Annotated in this window: 9 protein-coding genes; 4 read left to right on the top strand and 5 right to left on the bottom strand. The window is 55.2% G+C overall.

Annotated elements, in window-relative coordinates:
* Positions 1–342: 342 nt before the first annotated feature.
* The 5 genes from KI379_RS21890 to KI379_RS21870 all read right to left on the bottom strand — a co-directional run bounded on the left by KI379_RS21890 (position 343) and on the right by KI379_RS21870 (position 9,272).
* Positions 343–804: a pyridoxamine 5'-phosphate oxidase family protein gene (locus tag KI379_RS21890; RefSeq protein WP_089550429.1), complete on the bottom strand. Its 462-nt coding sequence runs from the start codon at positions 802–804 to the stop codon at positions 343–345.
* 197 nt (positions 805–1,001) lie between these two features.
* On the bottom strand, positions 1,002–1,415 hold the full coding sequence (locus tag KI379_RS21885; RefSeq protein WP_076173024.1) for a YugN-like family protein: 414 nt from the start codon (positions 1,413–1,415) through the stop codon (positions 1,002–1,004).
* Positions 1,416–1,506: 91 nt separating this feature from the next.
* Complete coding sequence (locus tag KI379_RS21880) at positions 1,507–2,472, bottom strand: LacI family DNA-binding transcriptional regulator (RefSeq protein WP_212984909.1); 966 nt, start codon at positions 2,470–2,472, stop codon at positions 1,507–1,509.
* A 303-nt stretch (positions 2,473–2,775) separates the two neighbouring features.
* A complete protein-coding gene (locus KI379_RS21875; protein WP_212985141.1) occupies positions 2,776–5,382 on the bottom strand; it encodes a glycoside hydrolase in 2,607 nt (868 codons plus the stop codon).
* Positions 5,383–5,666: 284 nt separating this feature from the next.
* Positions 5,667–9,272 carry a copper amine oxidase N-terminal domain-containing protein gene (locus KI379_RS21870; protein WP_212984908.1) on the bottom strand — a complete coding sequence of 1,202 codons (3,606 nt, stop codon included), beginning with the start codon at positions 9,270–9,272 and terminating at the stop codon, positions 5,667–5,669.
* Between the two features lie 251 nt (positions 9,273–9,523).
* Between KI379_RS21870 and KI379_RS21865 the strand changes: the two genes are divergently transcribed.
* The 4 genes from KI379_RS21865 (at position 9,524) to KI379_RS21850 (ending at position 14,177) form a co-directional block, all read left to right on the top strand.
* Positions 9,524–10,219 carry a response regulator transcription factor gene (locus KI379_RS21865; protein ID WP_076173028.1) on the top strand — a complete coding sequence of 232 codons (696 nt, stop codon included), beginning with the start codon at positions 9,524–9,526 and terminating at the stop codon, positions 10,217–10,219.
* A gap of 2 nt (positions 10,220–10,221) precedes the next feature.
* A complete protein-coding gene (locus KI379_RS21860; protein ID WP_212985140.1) occupies positions 10,222–11,226 on the top strand; it encodes a sensor histidine kinase in 1,005 nt (334 codons plus the stop codon).
* A gap of 268 nt (positions 11,227–11,494) precedes the next feature.
* A complete protein-coding gene (locus tag KI379_RS21855; RefSeq protein WP_076173030.1) occupies positions 11,495–12,268 on the top strand; it encodes an ABC transporter ATP-binding protein in 774 nt (257 codons plus the stop codon).
* On the top strand, positions 12,243–14,177 hold the full coding sequence (locus tag KI379_RS21850; RefSeq protein WP_212984907.1) for an ABC transporter permease: 1,935 nt from the start codon (positions 12,243–12,245) through the stop codon (positions 14,175–14,177). The genes KI379_RS21855 and KI379_RS21850 overlap by 26 nt, the downstream gene beginning before the upstream one ends.
* Positions 14,178–14,221: the final 44 nt, after the last annotated feature.

Raw genomic sequence — 14,221 nt, 5'->3', positions numbered from 1 at the left:
AAACCTCCTATAAGGACAGGAAGAGTCATCCCGAAGAAAAAGAAGAGGAAGAGCTGCACGACAATCGAGTGTAGCGGGGGAAAGCGCGTGAGGAGCCAGGATCTCATATGCGAATCACCCTCTTTTTCCAAGTGTGAATTTCGTAATGTTATTGTATATACGAATGATTGCGCTTTCAAAGACATGTTGCATAAATTCCGAACAAAGCACGAAAGATCAGAAGAAAAGCCCTACCGGCGTAAACTCATGATAGCTGAACCGCGTTATACGGCATCCTCAGACCAGGCAGCTGCCCAGTCCGGGGATGCGCGGAAGCGCCTTTATCCGCATTCGGCTGCCTTTCTACAACCTTAGCTCGGCTAACGTTTCATACCAGCGGGTGAGCACGGCTTCGGGCTCCTTAAAGTCGACCTGGATGCCGGACCTAATGTCCGCATACGCGGCCACGTCCGCTCGTACGGATAGGATGTCCGCCTCAAAACGCTCCCGTGGATGCTTGGCTGCGGGAAGCACCGGCAGAAGTCTCAGCACAAGCTTTACGTAATAGGCCTTACCGGAGTAGACCAGAACGAGCGTCGCTTTTCCCGTACGAATCATGTTTCGGGTCGTCGCGGTTCCGTTCCACATGGCCAGCCGGACCTGCCCCCGGTCCAGGGCGACGATCTCGCCTACACTGATCATGGCCGTATGCGGCCAGCCCTCCTCCGTTACGGTCATCAGCATCATCGCCTCATGCTGCTTCGTGATCAGCTCCCTGCCGTCCAGCAGCTCGTACAGCTCGTCCGGAAGTTCCGCCGTCTCCATGTATTTCATTGACTGACACCTCCTTTCTTCCCTATAGTTCTCCTATTGTACTCTATGAAACAAACGATGGCTGTATAAAAAGAAACAACGTAAGCTCAGGCGATCCCCCACCGTTATCGCCCCGCTTTCCTGTACAAAACAAAAAGCAGCCCGGCCAAACGAATTTGACCAAGCTGCTCTAATTTACGGCGAAATCCTTAGGGTAAATACCCCAGCTCCACTTCCTGCAGAACGCTTCTTGCGCGCTGCACCCACTCGTCCTCCAGATGTGCGTCAGGATCGAGCGGTGCCTGAAACTGGTCGAATAAGGCGCCGAGCAGATGGGGCATGGCATGCTTGTCAGTTCCCGTGTTGTATACGTACTTGAATACGAAAGGTCGTCCCAGCTTAACGGTCGCCCGGCAGCCGCCGCATTCGCCGTCCAGGTTGCCTTTGGTTACATGAAAAGGGATCCGCAGCCACACCATTCTTTCCTGGTCAAGGCGCTTATCCAGATAGCCGTGCTTGTAATCCCAGTTGCCGGCCAGCGAAAAATCATGCTTGCATAGGTAACTGTCAATATTGACGAATTCGTCTTCCACGTTTTCGAGTCTGGACTCCAAATTGATCATTCCTGCATCCTCCCTGTCGGTTTACCTTCAGGATGAGCAGGAATATCTTTCTTTATACTTCAGCGGCCGCCGCCCGGCGGGATTGGACTGATTAGACCGGCTTAACCGATTCCGCCTTGACCAAAGTCACATAAATCCGCTCATTTTCGACCGGCTTGCCTTCAATGATTTTGATCAGCTGCTCGGATGCGAGCGAACCCCATTTTTTCTTGGAATAATCGATCGTCGCAAGCCTTGGGCGGATGTACTCGGACAGCTCGATATTATCGAAACCGATGATGTGGATGTCCTTGCCCATCTCCAAATCCGTTTCGGATATATAATCATACATGCCGATCGCCATTTCGTCATTCAGGCAAAAGACCGCCACCGGACCCGCGAATTCCGCGGCAATCTGTTTGCCGGCCCGCTCGCCGCCCGTGCGGTTAAAGTCACCGGAAATTTCAATGCATTCCACGTCGCTGTTTCGTTCAACCGTTTGTCTGACCGCAGCCATACGCTGCTTCGAGTCATAAGAGCCCTCGGGACCGGTAACCACGTAAATTTTCCGGTGTCCCAGGTCGATCAAATACTCCATCGCCAGGCTGGCCCCGGCTTTGTTATCGAGAAGAACGTGATTAATATTCGGATGCTTCAGCTCCCGGTCCAGCACCACCAGCCGGTGCCCGAGCTCGGCAAAGTTCAGCAGCTGCTCGTCCGAGAACGTGTGGTCGAGGATCAGCGCCCCGTCAAACAGCTTCTCGGCCAGCAACCGGTGCGACTGGGGGCCGCTGCATACGACCAGATCGTATCCTTTTTGAATCAGCGTGCCCTTCATTCCCTGAAGCAGATCTCCGTAGAAACCGCCGCTAAAGTCCGGCAGAAAGGCCCCGATAATTTTCGACTCCTTTTTCTTCAGGCTTCGTGCCGCCGCATTGGGTACATAATTCAGTTCTTTGGCGATGGCCAAAATCCGGGCGCAGGTCTCATCCGTCACCTTCGGGCTTCCGTTCAGCGCGTAGGATACCGTTGATATGGATACGCCGGCTTTTTTGGCGATATCTTTAATGCTGGCCACGGCTTCTCACTCCAATCGTTTGGCTTATCATTTTATTTTATCATTCTGTTTGAATCGTTTCGACACCGGTGCCCCGTTCCCCTGCACAACAGCGCTTTCATGCAGGCTGAAATTCATTTCTACCAAAGGCGCTGATCTGTTCTTGAAAAAGAAAAGGACCGCCCGGGCAGCGGATTTGCTGTCCCTGGTCGGTCCCTCATTTATACCGCTTTGGAAAGGGGCAGGATGCCGATCGTGGGCAGTCCTCACCGCATGGACAGCAGCAGGTCCCTTTAAGATGGATCCCCGAGCGCCCTTTTCAAATTACTTCTTGGCGTTGTACTCGACCGTAACCTCAAGGCTTGCCTTGTTCCCTGCCAGGTCGGCTGCTTCCAGCACAATCCGGTTTTTCCCGTTGGCCAAGGTCAGCTTATGATTGAACTTGCCGTTCACAACTTTTATGGTAAAAGGCTTTTCGCCATTTAAGGAAACGCTGATCGCGGAATCCTGTAGAGCCTCGTTCACGCGGCCGGAGAGCACATAGTTCCGGTTGTTTTGCGGTTTGCCTTTGTCGTCCACCGTGATGACCGGTGCCGCCGTATCCTGGCTGCCGGCGATATCACCAAGAACAATGCCGAGGCCGTTGGTCGCCAAATATACGCGGCCGTAAACCCTTGGATCCCCGGTGATCGCCGCGTTGGCCGAACCGAACTGGTGCTGGTCGTCATTGATGCGTGTCCACGTCTTGCCTGCGTCATCGGAGCGGTAAATGCCGTCCACATTGTTGATAGTGGCATGGGCATACAGCGCCATGTATTTCTGGCCGGGAGCGGCTTTGCCGAAACCGATGGCCGCCGCTTCCTGGATCTGTCCCAGCTTCGTAAACGTCCGTCCCGAATCCGTGGAATGCCATAATCCAAAAAGGCTGTCCTGGTTCTTGTTATCCGCGGCAGCGGCCACCCAGATGTCTCCTTCTACGCCAGGTATGGCTTTGAAGTTACTTGTCAGGTTGGTCGGCAGGCCCGAGGCTGCCTTGGTGAAGGAGGCGCCTCCGTCCTGGCTGACATAGAACGTGCCGTCTGCAATCGCGTAAAACTTATTCGGATTCACCCGGTCCGAGGCTACTCTCGCGCCGCTTGGAACCCCGGACGAGGCCGTCCATGTGGCGCCCAGGTCGCGCGAATAGCTCACCGGCTTCGGAGCGGCCGAGTTGGATGGGCTCCAGACGATGGAAGAGCCGTCTGCACCGACTGCGACATAGCCGCCCTGCGTAGCATCGTCGGATGCCGATGTCCAGGCGTTGGCCGCCGGCTTCCACGTCTTGCCGTTATCCGTCGACACGCCCATTCTCGGGTTGGCCCCGTCGCTGTTGCCGACACGGACGACGATGTCCGGGTTCAGTTCGGCATAGTCGATGTCCGTGCTTGTCCCGATATACGGATTCGTAATCATGGACGGCGCCTTGGTCAAATCGTCGTGGCGGAAGCCGCCGATATCCCCCATGGCGCTCAGCAGATGGGCCCCGCTCGGCGGGCTGATCAAGCCGAGAATCGCCGTCTCTTCGATCCCGTCAGCCATGACGGAGATATTGATGTTTTCTCCTTTGTCCAGGGCAGTCACGTTCTCCGACCCGTACAGCGTCGCACCTGTACCGTACATGATCCGATCCGGATTAAACGGATCGATCTCCAGGTCGCCGATCATCCAGCCGAGCTTCGGATTCTGTTCAGGCAGATTCTTTTTTTCGCCCCAATCCAGCCACGGAGACAGGGAGTAGTCAATAGTATAATTGTTCGTCCTTACCGGGTCTTTGGCATAATCCAGCGTCCAGAACGGCTTCCACGTCTTGCCGCCGTCCGTACTCCGGTAGATGAATTCATCCGGCCACCATTTGTTCATCGTGGCGACCATGATCGTATCCGGGTGCTGCGCATCGACGGCAAGGCCGCCGTACGGACTATCCGTAGAACCCGCACCGGTCGGGCTGATATCGGTCCACTGTCCGGTTAACGTATCGTATTTCCACACCGAGCCTTCACCGCCGTTATACGGACCCACTTCCTTGGTGTAGGTCACGTAGAGGCTCCCGTTCTTCGAAAGCACGCCATGGTGCGGGAGGAATCCTTGGTCAGGCTGTCCCGGCACCGGCTCCCAGGTTTGACCGCCGTCGGTGCTCCGATAGATGCTGTGCTCGGTATCGGCGACTCCCACGTAAATGGTCTGGGTGGTTTTCCCTTGGCTCCCCGTCGACGGATCAAACGTTACCCACACGACGCCGACGAGATCATTGGTTGAGTCCTTCACGTTGCCGGCGGCGCTGAAGCTGTCGACTTTGCTCCAGGTGACTCCATAATCGGTGCTGCGCCACAGCCCGTTACCGCTGCGGGTACCCATGTAAAGAATGCGGTTATTGTTCGGATCGATCGCCAACCGCTCGCCCATCGACCTTCCCGGCATATTGCCCCCGAGTTTAAAAGGAAGCTCCGTGCGCTGCCACGTCTCCCCTTTATCCGTAGAGCGCAGCAGCACGCCGTTCATGTCGGTCCAGTCGTTGGTGTAGGTTCCGGCCGCTACGTACAAACGGTTCGTTTCCACCGGATCCGTCGCCATGGTGTCCACGCCAAGCATGTTCCATTCTTTTGCACTGACAAAATCCAGCAGCTGCTTCCAGGTCTTCGTGGCCGGGTCCCAGCGGTAGGCCCCTCCGATATCCGTCCGTGCGTAGATCAGATCCTTCTCACTCGGGTTGTAGACAATCCCCGGAACAAAACCTCCGCCGACAACCTTGACCCGGTCCCAGCTGTACGTTTGGTCAGGTGCCTTGGGTCCTTTACCATGGTTCGCCTTGTCAGCGGACACCGGGCCCACCGCACCGGCCAGCGGCAGCGCGATGGAAGCGGCGAGAACCAAGCTTAACGTCTTCTTGAACATCATTGCCCTCCTCAATCATAAAATGGTCTGGTTTTTCGAAAGCGTTTTCGGCTAAATCGATGATGACTGACATGCGGATTGCTGCAGCTGCAGCACTTCATGTAAGCGGTTACCAAGGATGAGTAAATTTATTGTAAGGGCAAAGAATCCCGTAAGAATACCCTAGTAATTGGATGATTTTTCATGTGCAAATTAGACATACGCAAAAAAACAGCCCCTAGAATCAATCATCCAGGAGCTGTGATTTGTGGGCCGATGATCGGCAGGTTTACGTGAAACCCTTCTTAGCCCTTTGTTTTGCTGGAGACGGCTGTTTTGGCTTCCGCCTTCTTCAGCAGTTTATAGTCGCCGGATTTGTCCGGCGTTCCTTGCGGTGAGTCCTTCACAACCTGATAAATGCTGCCTTGATCGCTCACCAGCTGATTTTTGACGTACTTATCCGCCTTATCCTTGTCGAATGGCGTCACGAACATAAAACCTGTTTCGGAGGAAAGCACGCTTTTGGAAGCCTGGTCCCCTTTCAACACGGACAGGACGTATACCAGGTAGCTGGCATCCGTATCCAGCTCTTGGCCATAAATATCTTTGTCGCCCGCCTGGAAAGCCGTCTCGTAAGAACCCTTGTTGGCCTTATCGACTTTCTTGAAGCTGTCCGGTACCTCCTTGGCGGATTTCGCCGTCATGAACGTAGTCGATCCAACCGGCACGGCGAACACCTTGTAATAATCGATGGTGCTTTCATCCGCTGCCTTCGCAAAGGTAACTTTCACCTCTTCATCTTTTAGTTCCGAGGCTGTGACTCGGGTCACCAGGGTCGGGTTGGACTGCAGTGTGATTTCATTGGAAGGTTTCGACAGGACGCTTCCTTTACCGGACGTGGTCATCATAGACAAGACCAGCACCTTATAAGATTTTCCGTTCTCAATCAGTTTATCGTCGATGTCTCTGGCATCCGGACTGAGCGTTTGTTTAAAGTTCTCTCCCTTCCGTGCCTCCGTATAATTCCGGATCTCTGCTGCTGCTTCCGCCTTAAGTCCGTCTGCTTTATCGGCAGGCACGACCAAGACGCGGTATCCGTAAACATCGCTCTCATCCGCCGCTTTGGTAAAGGCAACCTCCAGGTCACTGCCATTGTTGTTGTCCCCTACATCCGACACGCTGACATCCGTTACGGGACTTGCAGACTTCGTGGACAGTGTGATCGGCGCAGATGGTTCAGACAGCGCATTGGTACCGTTCGCCCCTACGGACAAAACGAACACCTTATAGCTGAGGCCATTTTTGATGGCATTATTATCGACGGACCGGTCTCCAGTGTTCAGCTTAACACTCAAATTAGAGCCAGTCGTGCTAACGGGCGTGTAGAGCGAACTTGGCACTTTTTCAGCATCGGATAGATCGAAAAATTGTGCCTGAGATTCCTGTACGACGAGAATCCGGTAGCCTTTAATGTTGCTTTCGTCCTTGGCACGATTGAAAGTCACTTGCAGATCGCGTCCATCGCCGTTATCGCCGATATCCGCCGCCTTCACATTCGTTGCAGGGTCGACCTTCACGTTGCCCGACAGTGTGATGGATGGCGAATACGAGGAGAGAGCATTCGTTCCGGCGTAGCTGCCCGTTCCTACCGATAGAATAAATACCCGATAGGAGATGCCGTTCCGGATGGCGTCCCCATCCACATCTCGCGCTCCCGAAGCGAGAGCCTTGCTGACGTTGGCACCATTCGGCGTGACTGCCGTATAGTTCGAGCTGCGCACCGCGCTGGCGTCATTCAGGTCAAAACGTCCAGCATCCCCGTTTTTCACGACGAGAATCCGGTATTGGCCGATATATCTTTCGTCGTCGGCACGCTTGAAGTTCACAAGCAGATCCCGGCCGTCGCCGTAGTCCGAAACGTCAGATACGCTCACGTTGCTTGCCGGTCCTACGTAGCCGTTGGTGCCCAGCGTAATCGCCGGGGAATAGGAAGACAGCGCGTTGCTGCCGGAGTAGCCGCCGGAACCGATCGACAGAACGAACACCCGGTAGCTGGTGCCATTGCGGATATAGTCGCCGTCCACGTCCCTTGCTCCGGAAGACAGCACCTTCGTAATGTTATATCCGGTTTTGTCTACCGTCGTGTAATTCGAGCTGGACACCGAGTTCGCCCAGGACAGATTGAAGCTTCCTGCCTGGTTCGACTTCACGACCATGATCCGGTAGCCGGAAATACGGCTCTCGTCGGATGCCCGGTTAAAGGTAACCCGCAGATCGCGGCCATCGCCGTAATCGCTAATGTCGCTGACATTCACATTGCTTGCCGCATCGACATTACCGTTGCCGTAGAGCACGATGGAAGAAGACGCCGAAGACAGCGCATTGCTGCCGGAATAGCTTCCCGTTCCCACGGCCATGACGAACACACGGTATACAACGCCGTTCGCGATCAGCGATCCGTCGACGTCACGCGCTCCGGAAGACAGCACCTGGCTGATGTTATAACCGGTTTTGCCCACCTGCGTGTAATAAGCGCTCGGAACATTGTTCGCTGCCGAGAGGCTAAAGCTGCCTGCCTTGCTGTCCTTCACGACAAAAATCCGGTAAGAACCGATACGGGACTCGTCGGATACCCTGTTGAAGTTCACGCGCAGATCCCGGCCGTCGCCATAATTGCTGATGTCATCCACGCGGGTAATGACCGGTGCAGATACCGCATTGGCCGCCAGCGTAATGGACGATGAAGCAGCGGACAGCTGCGACGTGTAGCTGCCGGTATTGCTGACAGACATCACAAACACCGTGTAAGGAACCCCGTTCCGGATCAGCTCGCCGGAGGTATCCCTTGCCGAAGAAGAAAGATTGCCGGACAAGGTCGTCCCAGCCTTGTTCACCACCGTGAAGTTTGAGGACGATACCTTGTTCGCAGCCGCCAGGTCAAAGCTGTTCTTATCCTTGGTTTTGACCACATAGATGCGGTAATTCGTAATATTGTTTTCGGTTTGGGCCTTGGTAAAGCTGACAGACAGGTCCCGGCCGTCCCCGTAGTCACTCGCATCGGATACTTTGAGGTTCGAAACCGCTCCAACGGATGGAAGGGTCGGAGCCTGAGACAGCGTGATTGTCTGGGATACGCCGGACAGAGCGCTGTTTCCGCGTTTGCCCACGGTCAGAACAAACGCCGCGTAGGACTGCCCCGACCGGAGCAAATCGCCGTTCACGTCGCGGGTCTGGGACGACAAGGTAATCGACACGTCATCCCCGTCCGGGCGGATCGAGGTGTAGCTGCTGGTCGAAAGCGCCTGAGCAAGATTGAAATTGTACGCATTGCCCGATTTGACCATCAGCACCCGGTATTCGCTTACGCCGGACTCCGGCGAAACTTTCGGGAAGCTGACTTCCACATCGCGTCCGTCGCCGTTTTTGGAAATGGTCCGGGCCGAAACATAGGCCACGGCATTAACCGGTCCGCCGGATGTCGTGATCGTTACCGTCTTGTTAGAAGCATTCCAGTCTACCTTTTCACCCAGCGCCTCGCTGACGAACCGGACAGGCACCATCGTGCTGCCCTTGTAGATCTGGCCGGGTACATCCAGGGACAATGTCCGGTTGTTGACGATCGCAGACTTAGAGCCGATCTTCAGCACGATCGTCGTTTGATCCCGTTTCGCGGTGACGGTTTTCGTCTTCGCGTTCCAGTCGATCGTGGCGTCGAGCGCCTCAAAAATGGCTCGCATCGGGAGCATGGCCCTGCCTTTCACCATAATGGGAGCCTGAGGGGAGTACAGCTTCTGGCCGTCAATATAAATCGAGATTTGACTGGCTGCGGCTGCTGCCTGCCCCTGATTGGCGCCGAGGGCGACCGAGAAGATCATCACGGCGGCCATAAGCGTTAACCAAATTTTTTTCACAAACGCGCCTCCTTTTACTTTTCCTGATATAGAAATTATTGACTGTGTAATATCTGACGGAGGAAGACAGCAAAAAGTTATCTGCTCCGAAAAAATATTTTTTCAATGGGATCTCCGGACCCTTATTCGATGTCCCCCGCTTCCCGTCCAGAACCCTGGCTGCCTGAATCCCGCAGCGGTTTACGTGTATAATGATACTGAGTTAACGATTATAGGAACACGAGTACTGCTTTCATAAGGAGAATTCGGATATGTATAAAATATTGATCGTCGAGGACGATCCCAAGATCGCCGGTCTGCTTCAGTCCCATATCCAAAAATACGGGGACGAGGCCATCGTCATTCACGATTTCGACCGTGTGCTGGATGAGTTTACGGCGGCCGCCCCCCATATCGTGCTGCTGGATGTCAACCTGCCGAGCTTCGACGGCTACTACTGGTGCCGGCAGATCCGACAGGTGTCGACCTGCCCGATCGTTTTTATTTCGGCCCGCAACGAAAAGATGGATCAGGTCATGGCCCTGGAGAACGGCGGCGACGATTATATCACCAAGCCGTTTCACTACGAAATCGTGATGGCCAAAATTCGCAGCCAGCTCCGGCGCGTCTATGGGGATTATGCCGCCGGCGGTGAGCGGACGGTCGAACAAGCCGGGCTTGTCCTGTATCCCGAACGGATGGAGCTGAAGCTGGGGGACAAGCGGATCTCCCTGACCCGGAAGGAAACGATTCTGATTGAAACCCTGCTGGAACGTAGTCCGCGGCTGGTCTCCCGGGAAACGATCCTCGAGAAGCTGTGGGACGACACGTTCGTGGACGACAACACCTTGAGCGTGAATATTACCCGTGTCCGCAAAAGGCTGGCGGAGCTGGGCATCGGGGAGGCGCTGGAAACGGTGCGCGGCTCGGGCTACCGTCTCAATATGGCATGGAAGGATGAGGCATGACGTTGAAGCTCTTCATTCGCGATCATATTCCGCTGCTGATCTTCACGATGCTGGAACTGCTGGCCGTTGTGGCTGTGTTCTGGTTTGACGGATACGACCATCCGCTCACGGCGCTCTATGGCATTTTTCTCGGCCTGTTTATTTTTGCCGGATATCTCATCTTTCGTTTCTTCAGCCAGCGGCTGCTGTACATGCGCTTATCCCGTCCATTCGAAGCCTTAAACGAGTCGATCGCCGCAGGCGGTACCGCACCGGTGTCCCAAGCATTCAACCATCTGCTGGAGACGCAGTACCGGCATTACCAGAACCTGCTTCAGACCTGGGAACGCAAGCAGCAGGAGCACCTGACCTTCATGAACCAGTGGGTGCATCAGATGAAGACGCCGGTATCCGTCATCGAAATGATTACGCAGGGTGAAGACGATGAGCGTCTGCTCAGCATATCGGAGGAAACCGACCGCATCCGGCGCGGCCTGGAGATGGTGCTGTACGTGTCCCGTCTCGAAACCTTCGAGCAGGACTTCAGCGTGGAGCCCGTAGGGCTCAGGCAGGCCGTAAACGAAACGGTGCATGAGCTCAAGCGGTATTTTATCCGCAATCATGTGTATCCGGAAGTTCAGGTGGACGACGGGGTTATGGTGCAAACCGATGCCAAATGGATGCGGTTCATGCTCGAGCAGCTGCTGTCCAACGCCATCAAATATGCCGCCGGCACCGGCAGCAAAATTACGGTTTCCGCCAGGACTGAAGACAACCGTTCGTTGACCCTGGAAATCCGGGACCGGGGCGTCGGCATTCCGAAGGCGGACCTCGGGCGGGTCTTCCGTCCCTTCTACACGGGCGAGAACGGCCGCAGGTTCAAGGAATCGACGGGTATGGGGCTGTATCTCGTAAAAGAGGTCGCGGACAAGCTGGGCCACGGCATTCGCATCGAATCGGCGCCCGGGGAAGGGACGGCGGTCCGTCTCCATTTTGAGCGCTCACAGGTACAGGTGCGGAATCGTTGATTTCGGCGCCTTTTTGCTGCGCGTCCGGACAAGACAAGCCTGCAGGCGGTGACGCAAGCTTACATCCGTGTAAGATTGCTGAAAGGTCCATCCATAGGAGATTGGGGCTCCATCGCTTACACTGGACCTAGATGAACCCCGCAAAGCATCCCTTTACATCGATGCGCCATCACTGATCTTGTGGGGCCCTAAAATTGAACAGACCGCCGGCTCCGCCGCTCTCCCGCGCGCGGGCAGGTGTCCGGGTTGAAGAGAAGGAGTGCTTCGGATGACGGACATTTTATCCGCCAAAAATATAGGCAAAATTTATAAAGGCATGGTTTCCTACGAGGCTCTGTCCAATATCGATTTAACGATTCAGGAAGGCGAGTTTGTCGGCATTATGGGGCCGTCCGGCAGCGGAAAAACGACCCTGCTGAACATCGTGTCGACCATCGACCGCCCGACCTCGGGCGAAATCCGCATCGGCGGAGAGGATCCGTACCGCCTGTCCCAGGATCAGCTGGCACTGTTCCGCCGCCGGGAGCTGGGCTTCGTCTTTCAGTCGTTCAATCTGCTTCATACGCTGACGGTGAAGGAGAACATTATACTGCCGTTAACGCTCGATGGCGTCGGCGTGCAGGAAATGAACGAACGGGTCGCCGCTCTAGCTGAGAAACTTGGCATTACCCCGATCCTGGATAAGCGAACCTACGAGATATCCGGAGGGCAGGCGCAGCGAACCGCGATCGCGCGGGCGCTAATCCACCGGCCCAAGCTGCTGCTGGCCGACGAGCCGACAGGCAACTTGGACTCCAAGGCAGCGCGCGACGTGATGGAAATTCTCGAGAAGCGCAATCAGGAGGACGGGGCCACGATGCTGCTCGTCACCCACGATCCGGTGGCGGCAAGCTACTGTCACCGCGTCATTTTTATCAAAGACGGCCAGCTGTACAACGAAATCCATGACGGGGATAACCGCGCGGCGTTCTACCAAAAGATCATCAACGTGCTGTCGCTGCTGGGAGGGAACGGACATGAATTTTCGCCAGTTCGCCTTTAATAACGTCTTCCGGAACAAGCGCGCGTACGTCGCCCATTTTCTGAGCAGCGCCTTTTCGGTCATGATTTTCTTCATCTATGCCCTGCTGCTCTTTCATCCCGATCTGAAGGGAAATATCGTGTCCTCCAGCGGAACGCTGAGCATGCTCGGCACGATGGGGCTGCGGGTGTCCCAATGTATCGTGTTCATTTTCTCGTTCTTTTTCCTGCTGTATTCAGCATCTTCGTTTATCAAGCTGCGTAAAAAGGAATTCGGCATTCTGCTCCTGCTAGGCATGTCACGCAAACAGCTGAACCGGATGCTTTTTATTGAAAATATCGCAATCGGTGTTGCAGCTATTATCGCCGGGATCATCGTCGGGGCCGTGTTCTCGAAGCTGATCCTGCTCATCTCCGCCTCGATGCTGGCGATCGTCGACGGGCTGCCCTTTTACCTGCCGGGAAAAGCGGTCCTGCTGACGGCCGGGGCGTACCTGCTTCTTTTCCTGCTGGTCGCTTCCTTCACGTCGGTGATGACCCGGAAGGGCACGCTCATCGAGCTGATCAAAGCGGAGGATAAGCCCAAGCCTGAGCCGAAAGCATCGGTCCTGCTGTCCGTTCTGTCGGCGCTGCTGATCATACTCGGCTACGCCTGCGTGTTCCTGTTCGTGCTGCGCCGGATGTTCTCATTCCCTCTGCTGCTTGGCGGCGTGGACCTGGTCATCGTCGGCACGTACTTTCTGTTCACCCAGCTCAGCGTGTACGTAATGAGAGCGATGAAGAAGCGGCCCCGTATCTTCCTCAAGCGGACGAACCTGCTGACGATTTCCGAGCTGATCTACCGGTTGCGGGACAATGCGGTCATGTTCTTCATGGTTGCGGTCATTTCCGCTACCGCTTTTACCGGGATCGGCACCGCGCTGGCCATTGGCGACCCCGGGCTCGCCGCGATGAAGAATCCGTATGCGTTCACGTACGATTCATACAATGATTCGGACCATAAAAATTCGTTGGAGCAGAAGCATGTCCGCCTCATTGAAGACACGCTGCGGAGAGAGGGTTTTGACTACCGCAAAGTATCTTATATCCCGACTTATTCGGATAACGGGTTCATGCTGATCAAGCTGGACGATTATAACCGTCTGGCTGCGGCCCTCGGTTACGAGCAGGAGACGCTTCGTGAAGGGGAAGCACTCGCAACGCCCTCGACGGTCACGCAAACAGGCGAGTTCAAGCTGGACGGATTAACCCAGGACAGTCTGACCCTGACAAAGGAAGGCTCGGAAATGACCCTGCATCTGCTCAAAGCGCTGCCGCATATCGTCGTACCCAATACCACCAACGTGTATGTCGTGTCCGATGCAGACTATGCGAAGGTAAACGCCGGCAATCTGCTCAAGATCGTCTCTGTGCAGTTTGTCGTTCCGGACTGGCACCACACGCTGCGCATGGCGCAGGAGCTCCGCGACACCATTAATAATGACGTCGATGAGTCGGGAAATATGAATTACAACTTCCAGGCGCTCGTCATTGACTGGGTCGAGTCCCGGCAGTTAAACGGCCTGCTGCTGATCGTCAGCGGGCTCGTCGGGATCGTGTTCTTCACCTTTGCTGCGAGCTTCATCTACTTCCGGCTCTATGCCGACCTGGCCCGGGACGAAGAGCAGTACCGGATGATCTCTAAGGTGGGATTAAGCCGGAGGGAATTGGGGCGAACCGTCTCGAGGCAGCTGCTGCTGATGTTCTTCCTGCCAATGCTGGTGGCGGTTATCCACAGCAGCGTCGCCTTTCTGGCCCTGCAGCAGCTGGTCGACTTCTCCGTCGCTTCGCATACGCTGGCCATCTTCGCCACGTTCCTGGCGATCCAGGTCGTTTATTATTGGATCACGCGCTGGCGCTATTTAAATCATTTACATCAGAAAATGATCTGAAGCGGGGGCAAATCCCTGGGAAGCAAGCCCTGGTACGTGTAAGC

This window comes from Paenibacillus cineris (assembly GCF_018333335.1).
Classification (GTDB): domain Bacteria; phylum Bacillota; class Bacilli; order Paenibacillales; family Paenibacillaceae; genus Paenibacillus_AQ; species Paenibacillus_AQ favisporus.
Note: the sequence above shows the minus strand (reverse complement) of the source record. Positions and strands in the feature narration are given on the sequence as shown.